The organism is Salmonella sp. SAL04214 (assembly GCF_046550615.1).
GTDB classification, from domain to species: Bacteria; Pseudomonadota; Gammaproteobacteria; order Enterobacterales; family Enterobacteriaceae; genus Salmonella; species Salmonella enterica.
The window spans coordinates 487,244-504,257 of the sequence record NZ_JBGDXT010000003.1 but is presented as its reverse complement, the minus strand read 5'-3'; the positions used below and the strand labels follow the sequence as shown (position 1 = coordinate 504,257).

The 17,014-nt window shown below is 52.4% G+C and carries 18 protein-coding genes and 1 pseudogene; 7 read left to right on the top strand and 12 right to left on the bottom strand.

What is annotated here, in order from left to right; all coding sequences use genetic code 11:
• Positions 1-73 precede the first annotated feature (73 nt).
• Positions 74-901 (bottom strand): annotated as a pseudogene (mdtK, locus tag ACLJQD_RS08215) (multidrug efflux MATE transporter MdtK); the annotation flags it as partial.
• Positions 902-1,117: 216 nt separating this feature from the next.
• Here mdtK and ACLJQD_RS08210 point away from each other — a divergent pair.
• Complete coding sequence (locus ACLJQD_RS08210) at positions 1,118-1,759, top strand: riboflavin synthase (RefSeq protein ID WP_001649624.1); 642 nt, start codon at positions 1,118-1,120, stop codon at positions 1,757-1,759.
• 41 nt (positions 1,760-1,800) lie between these two features.
• Here ACLJQD_RS08210 and cfa read toward each other — a convergent pair whose 3' ends face one another.
• Together cfa and punC are read right to left on the bottom strand one after the other, a co-directional pair.
• On the bottom strand, positions 1,801-2,949 hold the full coding sequence (gene cfa / locus ACLJQD_RS08205; RefSeq protein WP_017441026.1) for a cyclopropane fatty acyl phospholipid synthase: 1,149 nt from the start codon (positions 2,947-2,949) through the stop codon (positions 1,801-1,803).
• Between the two features lie 289 nt (positions 2,950-3,238).
• Positions 3,239-4,444 carry a purine nucleoside transporter PunC gene (gene punC, locus ACLJQD_RS08200; RefSeq protein WP_017441027.1) on the bottom strand — a complete coding sequence of 402 codons (1,206 nt, stop codon included), beginning with the start codon at positions 4,442-4,444 and terminating at the stop codon, positions 3,239-3,241.
• A 112-nt stretch (positions 4,445-4,556) separates the two neighbouring features.
• Here punC and punR point away from each other — a divergent pair, with 112 nt between their 5' ends.
• Positions 4,557-5,489, top strand: a complete 933-nt coding sequence (punR, locus tag ACLJQD_RS08195; RefSeq protein WP_000269523.1) for a DNA-binding transcriptional activator PunR — start codon at positions 4,557-4,559, stop codon at positions 5,487-5,489.
• Here the strand turns inward: punR and purR are convergent.
• Positions 5,486-6,511 carry an HTH-type transcriptional repressor PurR gene (gene purR / locus ACLJQD_RS08190; protein WP_000190992.1) on the bottom strand — a complete coding sequence of 342 codons (1,026 nt, stop codon included), beginning with the start codon at positions 6,509-6,511 and terminating at the stop codon, positions 5,486-5,488. The genes punR and purR overlap by 4 nt on opposite strands.
• A gap of 295 nt (positions 6,512-6,806) precedes the next feature.
• On the opposite strand from purR, the gene ACLJQD_RS08185 reads away from it, so the two are divergent.
• Complete coding sequence (locus ACLJQD_RS08185) at positions 6,807-6,896, top strand: YnhF family membrane protein (RefSeq protein ID WP_000102277.1); 90 nt, start codon at positions 6,807-6,809, stop codon at positions 6,894-6,896.
• A gap of 82 nt (positions 6,897-6,978) precedes the next feature.
• Here the strand turns inward: ACLJQD_RS08185 and sodB are convergent, their stop codons facing one another.
• Together sodB and ACLJQD_RS08175 are read right to left on the bottom strand one after the other, a co-directional pair.
• Positions 6,979-7,560, bottom strand: a complete 582-nt coding sequence (gene sodB / locus ACLJQD_RS08180; protein ID WP_017441028.1) for a superoxide dismutase [Fe] — start codon at positions 7,558-7,560, stop codon at positions 6,979-6,981.
• Between the two features lie 126 nt (positions 7,561-7,686).
• The gene (locus ACLJQD_RS08175) at positions 7,687-8,508 is read right to left on the bottom strand and encodes a C40 family peptidase (protein ID WP_001520344.1); all 822 of its coding nucleotides are present in this window, start codon (positions 8,506-8,508) and stop codon (positions 7,687-7,689) included.
• A gap of 334 nt (positions 8,509-8,842) precedes the next feature.
• On the opposite strand from ACLJQD_RS08175, the gene grxD reads away from it, so the two are divergent.
• Positions 8,843-9,190: a monothiol glutaredoxin 4 gene (gene grxD, locus ACLJQD_RS08170; protein ID WP_000108176.1), complete on the top strand. Its 348-nt coding sequence runs from the start codon at positions 8,843-8,845 to the stop codon at positions 9,188-9,190.
• A 77-nt stretch (positions 9,191-9,267) separates the two neighbouring features.
• Here grxD and rnt read toward each other — a convergent pair whose 3' ends face one another.
• From rnt to ACLJQD_RS08150, 4 genes are all read right to left on the bottom strand, one after another.
• Complete coding sequence (gene rnt / locus ACLJQD_RS08165; protein WP_001282267.1) at positions 9,268-9,915, bottom strand: ribonuclease T; 648 nt, start codon at positions 9,913-9,915, stop codon at positions 9,268-9,270.
• Positions 9,916-10,015: 100 nt separating this feature from the next.
• Entirely contained in the window at positions 10,016-10,423 is a 408-nt protein-coding gene (gloA, locus tag ACLJQD_RS08160; RefSeq protein ID WP_001237787.1) for a lactoylglutathione lyase, read from the bottom strand.
• 68 nt (positions 10,424-10,491) lie between these two features.
• Positions 10,492-11,589: an alkene reductase gene (locus tag ACLJQD_RS08155; protein ID WP_000092935.1), complete on the bottom strand. Its 1,098-nt coding sequence runs from the start codon at positions 11,587-11,589 to the stop codon at positions 10,492-10,494.
• Positions 11,590-11,647: 58 nt separating this feature from the next.
• On the bottom strand, positions 11,648-12,247 hold the full coding sequence (locus tag ACLJQD_RS08150; protein ID WP_001041823.1) for a TetR/AcrR family transcriptional regulator: 600 nt from the start codon (positions 12,245-12,247) through the stop codon (positions 11,648-11,650).
• 102 nt (positions 12,248-12,349) lie between these two features.
• Here ACLJQD_RS08150 and ACLJQD_RS08145 point away from each other — a divergent pair, with 102 nt between their 5' ends.
• The 3 genes from ACLJQD_RS08145 (at position 12,350) to sodC2 (ending at position 14,137) form a co-directional block, all read left to right on the top strand.
• Complete coding sequence (locus ACLJQD_RS08145) at positions 12,350-12,589, top strand: DUF1289 domain-containing protein (protein WP_001538148.1); 240 nt, start codon at positions 12,350-12,352, stop codon at positions 12,587-12,589.
• A gap of 50 nt (positions 12,590-12,639) precedes the next feature.
• Complete coding sequence (locus ACLJQD_RS08140; protein ID WP_000250721.1) at positions 12,640-13,536, top strand: aldo/keto reductase family oxidoreductase; 897 nt, start codon at positions 12,640-12,642, stop codon at positions 13,534-13,536.
• A 79-nt stretch (positions 13,537-13,615) separates the two neighbouring features.
• Complete coding sequence (sodC2, locus tag ACLJQD_RS08135; RefSeq protein WP_000826822.1) at positions 13,616-14,137, top strand: superoxide dismutase [Cu-Zn] SodC2; 522 nt, start codon at positions 13,616-13,618, stop codon at positions 14,135-14,137.
• On the opposite strand, the gene ACLJQD_RS08130 is transcribed toward sodC2, so the two are convergent.
• Together ACLJQD_RS08130 and ACLJQD_RS08125 are read right to left on the bottom strand one after the other, a co-directional pair.
• A complete protein-coding gene (locus ACLJQD_RS08130) occupies positions 14,113-16,152 on the bottom strand; it encodes an FUSC family protein (protein WP_000777612.1) in 2,040 nt (679 codons plus the stop codon). The genes sodC2 and ACLJQD_RS08130 overlap by 25 nt on opposite strands.
• Complete coding sequence (locus tag ACLJQD_RS08125; RefSeq protein ID WP_001520441.1) at positions 16,152-17,012, bottom strand: HlyD family secretion protein; 861 nt, start codon at positions 17,010-17,012, stop codon at positions 16,152-16,154. Before ACLJQD_RS08125 ends, ACLJQD_RS08130 begins: the two co-directional genes overlap by 1 nt.
• Between the last annotated feature and the right edge of the window lie 2 nt (positions 17,013-17,014).

The following is a 17,014-nucleotide window of genomic DNA, read 5'->3' as shown; positions in this document are numbered from 1 at the left end:
GCCGGAGGAATATCGGCAACACAATCATTTGGCCGGGATCTCAAAAAATGCCTGGAACTAAAACGGGTCTATTTACATGATGACCCGCGACATCCACAATACCTAATGGCGAAACCAGCAGCGCAACGACCGCAAACAACGTCACTTCAAAGAACAGCGCCAGCGCAATCGGCAACCCTAGTTGAATCAGGCGCTTCATGACGACGCTATCGGGTTTGCCAAAGCCTGTTTCATTACGAATATCACGCATTGAACGCGCGTGTTTAATGTAAGAAAGCATGGCGATAAACATCACCCAATAGACCGCCGCGGTCGCAACGCCGCAGCCGATACCGCCGAGTTCCGGCATACCAAAATGGCCATAGATAAAAATATAGTTCACCGGAATATTCACCAGCAGGCCCAAAAATCCCATCACCATACCCGGTTTGGTTTTGGCCAGACCTTCGCACTGGTTTCGCGCTACCTGAAAGAAAAGGTATCCTGGCGCGCCCCACAGCAGCGCGCGAAGATAACCCACGGCTTTATCGGCCAGCGCCGGATCAATATTATGCATGGAGCGGATAATGTATCCGGCATTCCACAGGACGATCATCACCAGCACGGAGACAAAGCCTGCCAGCCAGAACCCTTGTCGAACCTGATGCGCGATACGCTCACGGCGGCCGGAGCCATTGAGTTGCGCAATCACAGGCGTCAAGGCCAGCAGTAAGCCGTGACCAAACAAAATGGCGGGAAGCCAGATAGAGGTGCCGATAGCGACGGCAGCCATGTCCGTAGCGCTATAGCCTCCTGCCATGACGGTATCGACGAATCCCATTGCGGTCTGTGCCACTTGCGCAAGGATCACCGGTATCGCTAACGCTAATAACTGACGCGCTTCACTGGTATACTTCTGCACGTATTCACCTTTTATTTTGTTGTTATATGAAAGACTAAAAAGCCGCCGTAGTGGCAGCCAAAAGAAATAGCAGGGGAAATTTCAGTCTATTGTAGCGGGGTATTACTATTTCTCCAGCGAAAAAACAGTTGTTAACGGCGCATTGCTGGCAAGCTGTTTTTCCACCTGCTATTGTGCTGAACAGTTCTGCTTTTATTTATTTCAGGAGTTGAAGATATGTTTACGGGGATCGTACAGGGTACCGCGAAACTGGTATCGATTGATGAAAAACCCAACTTTCGCACCCATGTGGTGATGTTACCGGACTACATGCTGGAGGGGCTGGAGACGGGGGCGTCGGTAGCGCATAACGGATGCTGTTTGACGGTGACTGAAATAAACGGCAACCAGATAAGCTTTGATCTGATGAAAGAAACGTTGCGCATCACCAATCTGGGCGCGTTGAGGGTAGGTGATGAGGTCAACGTAGAGCGCGCCGCCAAATTCAGCGATGAAATCGGTGGACATCTGATGTCGGGGCATATTATTACGACGGCGGAGATCGCGAAAATCCTGACCTCCGAAAATAACCATCAGGTGTGGTTTAAAGTGCAGGATGCGTCCCTGATGAAGTATATCCTGTACAAAGGCTTTATCGGCGTCGACGGCATCAGTTTGACCGTCGGCGAGGTAACGCCAACGCGCTTCTGCGTGCATCTCATTCCGGAAACGCTGGAACGTACTACGCTTGGCAGAAAAAAACTGGGTGAGCGTGTGAATATCGAGATCGATCCGCAAACGCAGGCGGTTGTCGATACCGTAGAACGCGTACTGGCTGCACGAGAAAATGCGGTCAGAAATCAGGCCGATATTGGCTAACGGAAAATAAGATTCCCCCGCATGAAATGCGGGGGAGATGATTAGCGAGGAACGCGCAGTCCGTTTTCAACGCCGCGCGTAAATACCACCTGCCAAAGCTGGATATCACGCGCGCGAAACGCACCCGCGCAGGCGTTGAGATAATAGCTGAACATACGTTTAAAGCGCTCGTTATAATTGCCCGCAATCTCTGGCCAGGCATTGATAAAGCGCTCATGCCACGCCATCAGAGTCGTGTCATAGTCGGCGCCAAAGTTATGCCAGTCTTCCATTACAAAGTGTGATTCGCTGGCCTCGGCGATTTGACGAACAGACGGCAAACAACCGTTGGGGAAAATATACTTATTGATCCACGGATCGACATTATGATCGGTTTTTTTAGAACCAATAGTATGGAGCAGGAAAAGACCATCCGGTTTTAAATTCCTGTCAACGATCTCAAAATAGGTGTTGTAGTTTTTTGGCCCGACATGTTCGAACATGCCGACAGAGACGATTCGGTCAAACTGATCGTTAAGGTCGCGATAATCTTCCAGCAGAATGGAGACATCCAGACCTTCGCAACGCGTCTGCGCCATTTTTTGTTGTTCAGCGGAGATCGTTACGCCCACCACGCTAACGCCATAATGGGTCGCCATATATTGCGACAGGCCGCCCCAGCCGCAGCCGATATCCAGCACACGCATCCCCGGTTGTAGCTGTAGCTTTTCGCAAATTAATTTCAGCTTGGCTTGCTGTGCCGCTTCCAGCGTATCGGCATCTTTCCAGTAGGCGCAAGAATATTGCATATAGGGATCGAGCATACGGGAAAAAAGGTCATTACCAAGATCGTAATGTTCCTTGCCGACAATCCAGGCGCGTTTTTTACTTTGTAGATTAATCAGACGCGCGCCGAGGATACGGAGCGTATCTTTAACATGGTGGGGGAGTTGATTTTCAAGACCGGCACGTAAGACTTTGCTGAAGAAAATATCCAGACGCTCGCATTCCCACCAGCCATCCATGTAACTCTCACCTAACCCCAACGATCCTTCCTGAAGGACGCGTTTAAAAAAATCGGGATTCTTAACACGAATGTCAGACGGGGCGGAACCATTAATTGTAATATCCGCGCGACTTAACAATTCGTTGGCGATTCGGTACCAGTTATCATCCGGTACGCTGACTTCTTCTATACACGATGAACTCATAGTTTCTCCATCACTGGACGGTGATCAGAACCTTAAAACAGCGTAGACGCTTTTTTGGCTTTGTGAGAAATCCCACGGACAATTCCGTGAGCCAGTTATCCGACGTAGAACAGAGGAAGGGAGGAACCCTTGCCGAAAAGGCCATCCATGGTGAATCGGGAACGCTCCGGTTCCCGTTAATGCCTAATAATTATCGTAATATAAACAACCGTGAATCAGTATAGGCCGCAATTTTTGATGATTCAACCGAAAATTGTTAGCGTGCTAATTACCAGCGGTTAACAAGCTTTTAGTGAGACTTGTCGTGGGCGACATTGGCATGAGGAAACCCGGTCTCAGCGCAATCTGCATGAGACTGCATTTTGTAGCCTAACGCCGCCAGAACAACGGTAGAGAGCATTACGCTGGTGGTGGTCAGCAGCGGCGTGCTGATGAGCCATGAAACCACCAGGCTTGCCAGGAAACATAACCCCAGTTGCAGCGTATTTTGTAGCGCCGCAGCGCGCCCCGTGGCTTGAGGGAAAGGGCGTAACGCTTGCGCGACGACGATAGGGTAGATGGCGCCATTAGCAATCGCCATTACGCAGAAAGGAATCAGGATCTCCACCAGTGAGGCATTATTCAGAAGGCCCGCTCCCCAGGTGGCGATAACGCTCAGCGCGTACAGCCCTAACAGCCACGGAAGCAATTGGTAGCCCTGCCATTTTTGTAGCGCCGCGCGGCAACCATATCCGCCAATCAGAAAAGCGATGGTTTGCGGAACATAGCTCAGGCCAATCACTGCCGGGCTGTAACCCATCGCGCTGAGAATAAACGGGGACCCTGTTAGCCACGCAAAAAAGCTGGCGGAACAGGCGGCATAAATCAGCACATTACCGCGATAGGTTTTAGAGCGTAACAACGTCGCGAAAGTGAGTTTATCCTGTCCTTCGGTACGCGCTTTTACCGATGGTTTTAAGCGCAGCGCCGGCAACATCAGCAACAACGTAATCACGAACAGGGTGGCGAAAATCGCCTGCCATGAGAAATGCGTCAGTATCCAGCTTCCCAGTAAGGGCGCAAGCGCCGGGGATAATCCCACCAGTGGCATGATAGTGGCGAAGATACGGTTAATTTTTTGCGAAGGATAATAATCGGTCACCAGCGCTTGCCAGATTACCGTTGCCGCACAAACGCCGACGGCCTGCACAAAGCGCAGCGTCAGCAGTGCTGCCGCGCTTTCTACCCACAGCATCCCCAGACTTCCGAGCGCAAAGATAGATAACCCCAGCAGTAAAATCGGTTTACGGCCATAACGATCCGATAGCGGTCCCCAGAGGAGTTGCGCGACGGCAAAGCCAGCTAAAAAAAGGCTGAGGCTGGCGCTGACAGCGGCGGCAGGCGTTTGTAAATCCGCCTGTATGGTGGCAAATGCGGGCAGGTACATGTCCGTAGCCAGAAACCCCAGCACGCTAAGACCGGCTAACCAGACTAAAAAACCTTTTCCAGGTTGCATATTTGTTTCTCTTTCTTATCAGACAGACATTGTCGCAGAGTGTAGGGAGTGAAATTACGGTTGTGAAACGTTAATATTTGTCCAGTGAATTCAAAATTTTTGTAGGCAAATTATGTGGTCGGAATACTCGCTTGAAGTGGTTGACGCCGTGGCGCGCAATGGCAGTTTTAGCGCGGCGGCGCAAGAACTGCACCGTGTGCCTTCAGCAGTCAGTTACACCGTTCGTCAGCTAGAGGAGTGGCTGGCCGTACCGCTTTTTGTACGACGTCACCGTGATGTTGAACTGACGCCTGCTGGCGTCTGGTTTTTAAAAGAAGGGCGTTCTGTTATCAAAAAAATGCAGATCACTCGCCAACAGTGTCAGCAAATTGCTAATGGCTGGCGCGGGCAGTTAGCTATTGCGGTGGACAATATCGTCAGACCAGAACGTACCCGGCAGATGATCGTCGATTTCTATCGCCATTTTGACGATGTGGAACTGCTGGTTTTTCAGGAGGTGTTTAACGGCGTCTGGGACGCGCTCTCCGACGGGCGTGTCGAACTGGCGATTGGGGCGACGCAGGCGATTCCGGTAGGGGGGCGTTACGCTTTTCGGGATATGGGGACCCTGAGCTGGAGCTGCGTAGTGGCAAGCGATCACCCGCTGGCGTCGATGCCTGGGCCGTTAAGCGATGATACCCTGCGCAACTGGCCGTCGCTGGTCAGGGAAGACACTTCGCGAACCTTACCGAAACGGATTACCTGGCTGCTGGATAACCAAAAAAGGGTCGTCGTACCGGACTGGGAGTCATCGGCAACCTGCCTGTCGGCAGGACTATGCGTGGGAATGGTGCCGACGCATTTTGCCCGACAGTGGATAGACAGCGGAAAATGGGTGGCGCTGACGTTAGAGAATCCGTTTCCCGATGCGGCCTGTTGCGTGACGTGGCAGCAAAACGAAGCCTCGCCCGCGCTGGCATGGCTGCTGGACTATTTGGGCGATAGCGAAACGTTGAATCGGGAGTGGCTGCGGGAGCCAGAAGAGGCTCCCGACAGCGGGGATTAACGCCGATAGTCGCGGAACGGGCCGTCAGCGACCGAGCGACGCTCAACCAGGCGTGGATGAACTTCAATAGACTGTGACTCTTCGCGCTTATTGACGATGCGATCCAATAGCATATTAAATGCGGTTTCGCCTAAAGAGTCTTTGGGCTGGTGAATCGTCGTCAGCGCCGGGGTAAAGAAACGGGCGTTACGCACATTATCATAACCGATCACCGAAACGTCCTGCGGTACGCGAAGCCCCATTTCGTCAGCCGCGCAAAGCGCGCCCATCGCCATAATATCGCCGCCGCAGAAAACGGCGGTAGGGCGATGTGACTGCGATAAGATTTGCTGCATCGCGTGGTAACCGGATTCCGGCTCGAAGTCGCCCTGAACAATCCAGTTGTCCGGCACGTTGATCAGCGCCTCCTCCATGGCTTTCATAAAGCCTGCCAGCCGGCCCGCGCCGGTGTTGCGCTCCAGCGGGCCGGGAATAACGCCGATATCCCGGTGGCCGCGTTCAACCAGATAACGACCCGCCATATAGCCGCCTGCAAAGGCGTTATCAATCACCGTGTCGGTAAAATCGGCCTTCGCCTCACCCCAGTCCATCACCACCATCGGAATATGACGATACTCTTCCAGCATGGAAAGCAGAGGTTCTGGATACTCAGAACACATCACCAGCAGGCCATCCACGCGCTTTTGCGCCATCATGGACAGGTAGGCGCGCTGTTTTTCCAGGTTATTCCAGGCGTTGCCTAAAATCAGCGTATAGCCTTTCTGGAAACAGTTTTTTTCAACTGCCTCGATAATTTCGGCAAAATAGGCCGCTTCGCTGCTGGTCGCCAGTAAGCCTATCGACTTGGTATGGTTAACCTTCAGGCTACGCGCGACGGCGCTGGGAGAGTAGTGCAGCTCTTTAATTGCCGCCCAGACCGCGTTACGCGTTTCTTCAGCGACAAAACGCGTTTTGTTGATTACGTGTGATACAGTTGTAGTGGAAACGTTTGCTCGTTTCGCTACATCTTTAATTGTTGCCATTACATTTCACTCCAGACCCTCGCTAAGCTCCTGAGAAACGCCAGGTAAACGTTTGCCTACACACACCCTAATCGCAACATCAGGGTTGCGGCACGCCGGAAAAACGACACGGAACGTCAGGAAGGGGTCAATGGCCGTTACGCTAATTCAGTAAGCCTGGAATTTTGTCTGATCTTGAGGAAAAGGGGAAGCGTTAAAAACAGTTATCAATATAAAACATGAGAGATTTTTGTGCGGGAATGTGCAAAAATGCGCTATATCACTTTTTGTGTGGGAATAAAAAGGAGAAAACTTGATGAGTACCGACCTGAAATTTTCGTTGATTACTACGCTGATTGTTCTGGGCGTGATTGTCGCAGGTGGATTAACGGCCGCTCTGCACTGATTTCCTCTCTTCTGAGGGTGGGCGTCTCCTCTATTCTATCCCTTTCTAAAACGCAGAAGGCGTACCTTCTGCGTACTCAGACTTATGCGGCGAGATTTTTCGCAACAAATTCCCAGTTAACCAGCGCCCAGAAATGCTCCAGATAGTTTGGACGGGCGTTGCGGTAGTCGATGTAATACGCGTGTTCCCACACATCAACCGTCAGCAACGGCGTTGCATCCGTAGTCAGCGGCGTACCGGCATTTGAGGTAGAAACGATAGCCAGTTTGCCATCAGCGCTTTTTACCAGCCATGTCCATCCGGAACCAAAGTTTTTGATAGCGGCATCGGTGAACTGCGCTTTAAATTCCGCGAAGCTGCCAAAAGATGCCGCGATAGCTTCAGCCAGTTTCCCGGTCGGTTCGCCGCCAGCGTTTGGCGCCAGGCAGTTCCAGTAGAAAGTGTGGTTCCACACCTGAGCGGCGTTATTAAAGATACCGCCTTCGGAGGCTCGCACGATCTCTTCCAGCGATTTGCCTTCAAACGCCGTGCCTTTGATCAAATTGTTAAGATTGGTCACGTAAGTCTGATGATGTTTGCCATAGTGATATTCCAGCGTCTCAGCAGAAATATGCGGTGCCAGAGCATCTTTGGCATACGGTAATGCAGGTAATTCGAACGACATTGCTTCTCTCCTTATTATTAATATTGCGCACGCACAATAACCCTGGTGCGCGTAAGGATAGGGTAGCAAATTGAGAGGTGGCGCAAAAGAAGAAGTTATCCTGTCGTTAAACGACAGGATAAAATATTAGCGAATTGTTTTAGGCGTCATCACCCGACGGGCGCCGACATAATGACGCTGCCAGTACTCTTCGTTCAGTGAGGTGATCTTAATTTCCTGACCGCTGCGCGGAGACTGGATAAACTTACCGTTGCCGACATAGACGCCAACGTGATCGGCGGTGCCGCGCCCCTGCGTACGGAAGAACACCAGATCGCCGTTTTTCAACTCGCTACGCTCAATGGGCGCCGCGTCACGCAGGTGATACATCTCATTCGCCGTTCGGGGGATACGGATCTTCACTAAATCTTTATAGGCATAATACACCAGACCGCTGCAATCAAAACCGGTGCGCGGCGACGCGCCTCCCCAGTGATACGGTTTACCAATCTGATTCATGAGTTTGGACATCGCGGTTTTCGTCGCTTTTTGTACTTTTGCACGATGCGCATCGGCAATAGAGACCGGCAATGTTCCTTTCCCCTTCACGCAGTGCGGCTTACGGCCTTTACGCGTCGTGCATTTTTCCGTTACGTCGAGGGCGGCGATTGACGTGGGCGCGGTTCTGTTACGACGATGCGTCGTATGACGAGATTTTGTGGAGGCGGTGGTACGTTTTGGCGTAGAAGCGGAAGAAGAACGGCTGGTTTTTGAGGTTTTTTTTACGTTTTTTTTGCTGGTTTTACTGATCTTTTTCGTTGTGCTTTTCTTTTTATCTGCCGTTTTCGTGACATGAGAAACAGCAGGCGTCGCTTTGGCTTGCCTGGAAGCATGGGCCATTGGCGTAAAGGGGAGAGTAGTAAAAAGTAAAGCACAGAGCGTGATCGAGATTTTGTTTATCCGCGCCACTGAGCAATCCTCTGTTAAAGGCAGGCGATTCATGCCTGCGTATGATTTACAAAACCTGATAATTCTAATCTACAAAAGCACAGATTGGTAATTGCTTTTGGTTTCTGAAGCTGTGTTTCGTTAACAGATGTAAAAAAATAGCAATTAATGCTAAACACAAACGCGTTATCTACAAATCACTGCTCGGCAACCCGCTTAAAAGATATTTTGTATACAACTTATTCCCGCAGACGGTAAAATAATAAGGCATGATGAAAATGTTATTTTCCGTTGCCAGCCTGACCCGTTACAATGACAGGCTTCAGTCGTAAAAGTAGTTTAAGGAAGCGAGACAATGAGCACCACTATCGAAAAAATTCAGCGCCAGATCGCTGAAAACCCGATTCTCCTGTATATGAAAGGTTCACCGAAACTGCCAAGCTGTGGTTTCTCTGCGCAGGCCGTTCAGGCGCTTTCAGCCTGCGGGGAACGTTTTGCCTATGTTGATATCCTGCAAAACCCGGATATTCGCGCTGAATTACCGAAATACGCCAACTGGCCGACATTCCCACAACTGTGGGTGGACGGCGAGCTGGTCGGCGGGTGTGATATTGTGATTGAAATGTATCAGCGTGGCGAGCTGCAGCAGCTTATTAAAGAAACTGCGGCAAAATATAAAACTCAGGAGCCGGACGCAGAGTAATCTGTGAAAGGAGAAAGCGACCTGTAAAGGTCGCTTTTTTACCGCCATCGTGAGCAAGAGCGGCGTTGTTAGCCTCGTTATTTGTCCGTCGGCAAAGGTAACGGCCAGCCGCCCAGGCGCTTCCAGCGATTGACGATTTCACAAAACAGCACCGCTGTCCGCTCGGTATCATACAAAGCGGAATGGGCTTTTTCACCGTCAAACTCCATACCTGCCGCCAGGCACGCTTTTGATAACACCGTTTGTCCCAGCGCCAGTCCGCTCAATGCCGCAGTATCAAAGGTGACGAACGGATGAAACGGGTTACGTTTCAGCGAGGCGCGCTCTGCGGCGGCCATCATAAAACTGTGATCAAAAGTGGCGTTATGCGCGACCATAATGGCGCGGCTACAACCGCTGTCTTTGATACCTTTACGCACCATTTTGAAAATAGCGTGTAGCGCCTCATATTCACTCACCGCGCCGCGTAGCGGGTTAGAGGGATCGATACCGTTAAACGCAAGCGCTTCCGGCTGTAAGTTGGCTCCAGCGAACGGCTCCACATGGAAATGCAGCGTCATGTCCGGCATCAGCCAGCCTTGTTCATCCATTTTCAGCGTGATGGCGGCGATTTCGAGCAGCGCATCGGTTTTAGCGTTAAATCCTGCAGTTTCAACGTCGATGACGACAGGATAAAAACCACGAAAACGGTCGCACAGACCGGAAAGTTGAGCGTTATCGGACATCTGAGTCTCTTAATACGAAAAAATGCAGCGCGTATTATGGCAAATTTTACGCCGGGATGCAGTAAAACAACGGGCGCAGTGACCTGCGCCCGGCGGGGGATCAGTTACCCAGACCGCGGCCTGCGTCTTTAGCTTCAATCAATTCGATTTTATAGCCATCCGGATCTTCAACGAAGGCGATGATGGTCGAACCGCCTTTTACCGGCCCCGCTTCACGGGTCACGTTGCCGCCGTTCTGACGAATACGTTCACAGGCTTCAGCAGCATTGTCAACGCTCAGCGCGATGTGCCCATACGCATTGCCCATGTCGTAGCTCTCAACGCCCCAGTTATAGGTTAGTTCGATGACCGCTTCTTCCGTTTCCGGACCATATCCCACAAAGGCCAGCGAGTATTTGTATTCCGGATTCTCACTGGTACGCAGCAATTTCATGCCCAGAACGTTAGTGTAAAAAGCGATGGAACGCTGCAAATCGCCGACGCGCAGCATAGTATGCAATAAACGCATTTTCGTTGTCCTTAAAATAGTCAAGATATTCAAAGTATAGCGGCGATGTGCGGCCGCTATCAATGAAATTACAGAGTAGGGTAGTCAGTGTAGCCTTCCGCGCCGCCGCCATAAAAACTTTCGGGACGCTGTGGATTAAGTTCCGCTTTACGTTGCAGACGCGCCACCAGATCCGGGTTAGCGATGTAATCGCGACCAAACGCCACGGCGTCAATCAGCCCTTTTTCGATCAGATCTTCCGCTTTTTCTGGCGTATAGGCGCCAGCGCCGATGATGGGACCGTGGAAACGCGCGCGCACTTTTTCACGGAACGCGTCGCTGTACGGTTCGCCGCCCGCCCAGTCTGGTTCAGACATATGCAGATAAGCGATGCCGCGTTTGCCTAACGCTTCAATCAGATAAAGGGCGTCAGCTTCTTCATTCGGGCCGTTATCGACATTCTGGAAAGTGCCGACAGGAGAAAGGCGGATGCCGATACGGTCCGCGCCCCATTCCTTAATGCCGGCATCAACCACCTCCAGCACCAGACGGGCGCGATTCTCTACGCTGCCGCCGTACCGATCGGTACGGTGATTAGAAGACGGTGAGAGGAACTGGTGCAGCAGATAACCGTGCGCGGAGTGCAGCTCCACCAGGTCGAAGCCTGCCTCTCGGGCATTGGCGATAGCCTGGCGGAAATCGTTGACGATCCCGGGGATCTCGTGAGTATCCAGCGCGCGCGGCGTGGAAGTCTCTACGCGGATGGCCTGGCCGTTTTCGTCACGCAAAGAGGTGCGGGTTCCCGCATTGATAGCGGATGGCGCGACGGGCGCTTGTCCGCCTGGTTGCAGGCTGGCGTGTGAAATACGGCCCGTATGCCACAATTGCACCGCCATATGGCCGCCCTGGGCATGGACTCCCTGAGTGATTTTTTTCCAGGCGGCGATCTGCTCATCGCTGTGTAATCCCGGTGCGCCGGCATAGCCTTTCGCCTGTGCGGAGATTTGTGTGGCTTCGCTGATGATCAATCCGGCGCTGGCGCGTTGACGGTAATATTCCGCCATTAACGGCGTAGGAATGTCGCCCGGTTCAATACTCCGCAAACGCGTCAAAGGCGCCATAAATACGCGATTTGTCGCCGTGATGGCACCCACCTTGAGGGGGGTAAACAGTTTTGCTGATGACATAGTGGCTCCTGATATAAGTAGACCGGTCGTCTTGTAATAAAGGAAATAAAAACGCCTGTTACTGCTCAGGCGTTGCAATGATGGTCTTAACATGCGCCAACGCATTTTCCAGCGGCGCGGCGCTACGGGATATTTTGGCCTGCAAATTGGCGCCCAGCCACAGAGCATAAAGTACCTGCGCCTGTGGCAACGGCTGGCCGGTAAAATGTAAACAGTGGCTATTACGGCCATCTTCCAGCGCGCGTGCAAGCAGTGCCATGATCTCCTGCGCCCCTTTATCCATCGTAGAGCGCATATCCTCTGACAGATCGCAGACTTCCGCTGACAGTTTCACCGTCAGGCAACCGCTGATGGCGCCTTGCTGGCAAAACTGCTTTAACGTTTCCTGATACCAGGCGAGAAGACGATCGCGATGATTACCGGGACCGGAGGTGAAGTGCGCCGTAAGACGCTGATGATAGCAGGCGTAATGTCGCTCAAGCATGGCGACGCCGAAGGCTTCTTTCGAGCGAAAGTAGTGATAAAACGACCCTTTAGGCACCTGGGCGGTTTTGAGCAACTCGCTAAGCCCCATGCCGGTAAAACCCCGTTGCATACAAAGCTGCTCGCCGGTGGCCAGCAGATGTTCGCGGGTATCGTGTTCGGTTTGCTTATTCATAGCAGGCAGTATAGTAGACCAGTCGGTCTACTGCAAGCAGAGTTGCCATAATGTCAGTTAGCGTCTTCAATAGTCATAAGCGCCAAACGTTGAGGAGGGGATGTGGCCGAGCAGTTGGAGTTTTTTCCTGTAGCAAGCCCATGTCGCGGTATCTGCCAGTCTGATGAGCGTGGCTTTTGTCGGGGCTGTATGCGTAGCCGCGACGAACGGTTTAACTGGCAAAAAATGAGCGATGCCGAGAAACAAAATGTACTGCGGCTTTGTCGCCAGCGTTTCTTGCGTAAAATACGCGCAAATAAGCCTCTCCCATCGGAAGATCCTCAACAACCTTCACTCTTTTAAACGCGGAATTGCGTATACTCAACCTCATTATTCTCTATGAGGAATCTGTTATGGTTCAGCGTGTCACCATCGCTCCACAAGGCCCGGAGTTTTCGCGTTTTGTCATGGGTTACTGGCGTTTGATGGACTGGAATATGTCCGCGCGTCAGTTAGTGAGTTTTATCGAAGAACATCTGGATTTGGGCGTCACTACCGTTGACCATGCGGACATTTATGGCGGTTATCAATGCGAAGCGGCGTTTGGCGAGGCGCTAACGTTGGCGCCGCATTTGCGGGAAAAACTGCAAATCGTTACCAAATGCGGTATTGCGACCACCGCCAGAGCGGAAAATAGGCTCGGTCATTATATTACCGATCGCCGCCATATTATTCTGAGCGCCGAACAGTCATTAAAAAATCTGGCGACAGATTATCTGGATATGTTGTTAATTCACCGTCCCGATCCGTTAATGGATGCGGATGACGTCGCCGAGGCGTTTCAACATCTGCACCAAAGCGGCAAAGTGCGCCATTTTGGCGTTTCTAATTTTACGCCAGCGCAATTTACGTTACTGCAATCGCGCCTGCCGTTCACCCTGGCGACCAACCAGGTGGAGATCTCGCCGGTTCACCAGCCTTTGTTGCTGGACGGCACATTAGATCAATTACAGCAACTGCGTATTCGTCCGATGGCCTGGTCATGTCTTGGCGGCGGTCGTCTGTTTAATGATGAGGCTTATCAGCCGTTGCGCCAGGAACTTTCCGTTATCGCGCAAGAACTCAACGCTAGTTCTATTGAACAGGTGGTCTATGCCTGGATTTTACGTTTGCCGTCGCAGCCGCTGCCGATTATTGGCTCGGGTAAAATCGAACGCGTACGCGCCGCACTAGAAGCGGAAACGCTGTCATTGTCGCGTCAACAGTGGTTCCGAATCCGCAAGGCGGCACTGGGTTATGACGTGCCGTAATCGCCAACTCGTTGACTTTCCGTTCATGTTTTCGCCAGTGGTTTACACTTAACAGGCGACCACATGTAACGGAGGTTTTATGAAGCGATTAAGTTTAGCGATGGTGACGCTGTTGGCCTGTGCGGGTGCGCAGGCCGCCAGCGAGAAAGTAGAGATGAACCTGGTGACGGCGCAAGGCGTAGGACAGTCTATCGGCACCGTCGTCATCGATGAAACCGAAGGCGGCTTAAAATTTACCCCACACCTTAAAGCGTTGCCGCCGGGCGAGCATGGTTTTCACATTCATGCCAACGGTAGCTGCCAGCCCGCGATTAAAGACGGCAAAGCGGTTGCCGCAGAAGCCGCTGGTGGTCATCTGGACCCACAAAATACCGGCAAGCATGAAGGACCGGAAGGCCAGGGGCATCTGGGCGACCTCCCGGTGTTAGTCGTTAATAATGATGGTATCGCCACCGAACCGGTTACTGCGCCGCGTCTGAAGTCTCTTGATGAAGTGAAAGATAAAGCGCTCATGATCCATGTGGGCGGCGATAACATGTCCGATCAGCCGAAACCGCTCGGCGGCGGCGGAACGCGTTACGCCTGCGGCGTCATTAAATAACCCGGAGACAGTGTTCCCTGCGCTGGAGCCTGTTCCAGCTGCGACAGCGAACAGTGTAAACGCCAGATAATCGCCGCCAGCTCATGCGCGGCGGGTTGATGATGATGTGCGAGCGTGTCGCAGATACGCTGCAGTTCCTGTAGCGTGACGGCAAGCGGGCGTTGCTGCACGCCGCGCTCGCTCATTACATCGCGCAGCAGGGATATACAAATATCCCTCACCCGGGAAAGCGGATCGGAACGCGACTCCCAGGCGCGCAGCTGCCACACCACATGCGAGCAGTTCAGCAGTACCACTCCCCAACGTAATAACCACCGGCGCGCCAGCGCATCCTGGCTATTGCTGAGCTGACTGACGTGATGATAGGTCAGCGATTCAAACTCGCTTTCGCTATGGGAAGGATGACGGCTAAGCTGATCGACGAAATCCCGGCGTAGCGCGCGGATATGGCGGCGGCTTTTTACGGCATCGGAACCGGGGCGCAAAATCGCAAACGCCAGCCAGGAAATCGCGACGCCGACGATCTTGGCGGTATTATCGTTAAGGAAGTCGGCGAAGTCGTACACCGGCGGATTGGTCACGGCGATGAATGAGCCCATAAAAACGATAAGCTGCCCCCACAGTCCCGCCAGCTTAGGCATCTGCAGTTTAAGCAGTTGCATCGTGACGAACAGCGGGAAAAGGAAAAGTAAGAATTGCCACAGATCGGTGATTTGCACCATCAGGCCAAATTTCACCACGAAGCTGAATAAGGACAGCAGCACTAAAGTACGCATCAATAAGGTGAGCGACTTAAACGGCGTGGCGACGATGGAGTAGAGGACGCAACTGATCGCCGCCAGGGTTAATGCGCCGGGCCCGGATTCCCATTGCGCGCCAATACTCCAGGCTCCAATTACCGTGAGCGTGCAAAAGGTACGCACGCCGCTCCAGATGGCCTCTGCGTTATCCGTATGCCGCGCAAGGCCGGGAGTGCGGCGGATATGGATTTGATCCACCGGCGCGCCGCTTTCGATCAGATATAACTGACGGCTGCTGCGCAGATATAAGTGGCAAAAATAGCGTAATCGCTGCCAGAACGCGAGGTGACGATAATCCTGTTCATCCTGCGGGCGTAGCGGCGCAATAATCCGCGCCACGGTGTAGCTGTCCGCGCGCGGTTTCGCCAGCGCAGCTAAGAGTTGTTCAATAACTTCGCGGCTGTTTTCCGGCGGCGTCGGCCAGTTTAAAAGCATTCTACGCAGACTGGAGATCACGCTGGTTAGCCGTAATTGCTGGTGTAACAATGCATTTAGTAATGCATTCTGGCGGCGAAAACGGTAATGACTCCAGAAGGCCTGAATACGCAGCAGGTTCATGGTCAGGATTTGCCCAATGACCCCCTCATGCGCGGAGCGGATGGCGTCGGTAGTCTCCGGCTGCCACAGTAGACTGGCATGTTCCAGCAAGCGCGCATGCATGTTTTTCAACGCGGTGAGCAGGGCTGTGCCATCCGATGTGCTGGGTAGGATCATCATCATCATGCCGCCACAGAGGATGCCGACGATAACTTCACATACACGTGCCTGGGCGATATCCCACAACTGCGTGATTTCTACAATATTAACCATCGGGAACGCGATGATCGCCGCCGTGTAGCCGGACAACTGGAAAGCATAAGCGGCATTATTGGTAAAATGCGCGCAGGCCCAGGTACAAAAACCGATCCAGGCGGCCATGCTAAACAAGAACAACCAGGGCTCATTCAGCGTATGGCCGGCAATAATCAGCGCGGCGGTCGCGCCGAGTAAACTCCCGGCAATACGCCCCAGACTTTTACTGATTACGCCGCCTACGGTTGGAAAGCTCACCACTGCGGCCGAAGTCATCGCCCAGTAGGGCTCATCCAGATTGAGATAATAAGCGAATGTCAGCGCGAGACACATGGCAATGGTATTGCGCAACGCGTAACGCCACTGGCCGGAGGTCGCTTTAAACCAGGGCGTATTTCGCAGGGCTGGCAGGGAGAGTTTCATTACCGCTGTCCAATGGCTACGCTGCAGGTAGTGCCGGAGACGAGCGTGATATCCTGCGGCAAAGCGTCAAATTCGATACGTACCGGTACGCGTTGCGCCAGACGTACCCACGGTACGTTGGGTTTGATATCGGGCACTAAACCGGAGTCACTTTCCACGCTTTGGTCGTAAATAGCGCGCCCGATACTGCCAACGTGACCCTGTAACTTAACATTGCCACTATACAGTGTTATTAATGCAGGCTCACCTTCGCGGATATGGCGTAGTTTGGTTTCTTCGAAATATCCCATTACATAAAATGAATGGCTATCTACCAGGGCGAAAAGTGGCTTACCGGTACTGGCATAATCACCGGTACGCGTGGAAAGGTTGGTCACCCAGCCGGATACCGGCGCTTTTACTTCCGTCTGGCTAAGCTGCCACTGCGCCTGTTTTAACGTTGCCAGTGCGACATCTACGTTGGCCTGCATCGCTTTAACATTCAGATTGGCGCTATCCAGATCTTCAGCAGAGATGTAGTTACGCGATAAATGTCGACGTCGATCGGCTTCATTATTCGCTTTTGCCAGATCGGACTGCGCTTTGGCCAACTGCGCCTGCGCGTTAAGTTCTGCAATATGGAAGGGCGTTTTATCAATGACAAAGAGAACGTCCCCGGCGTTGACGAACTGATTATCTTTGATATTGAGTTGGGTAATGCTGCCAGAAACCTGCGGCGTTACGCTGACCTGTTCCGCGCGGATTTTACCATCGCGCGTCCACGGTGACTGCATATAGTAATTCCATAACCACCACGCGGCCAGAACGGCGACGACGGCGACAATGAGAGTAGAAAAATATTTTATTGTTTTTAACGACATAT